1 pseudogene is annotated in these 253 nt (G+C 30.4%); it reads left to right on the forward strand.

Going from position 1 to position 253, the window contains the following annotated elements:
* Positions 1–137 precede the first annotated feature (137 nt).
* A pseudogene (locus SB717_RS37910) lies at positions 138–253 on the forward strand (FtsX-like permease family protein); the annotation flags it as partial.

The raw sequence follows: 253 nt of genomic DNA on the forward strand, positions 1-253 counted from the left end.
CATCTATAATCTTAGAAGAAATTAATATTGAGTAATACATTGGACTCATTTGGTTATATTTTTACTAGAGTAACACAAAAATAAGATATTCATTCTGAATGATTGAAATGATTAACGAGTCCACGAATATGTTAAAAATGGTATTTGGCGGAATTGCAGGAATTTCTTTATTAGTAGGCGGTATTGGTGTTATTAATATTTTGCTTGTATCTGTAACGGAACGTACGCGTGAAATTGGTATTCGTAAAGCACT

It is taken from the genome of Priestia sp. SIMBA_032, assembly GCF_046535215.1.
Classification (GTDB): Bacteria; Bacillota; Bacilli; order Bacillales; family Bacillaceae_H; genus Priestia; species Priestia aryabhattai.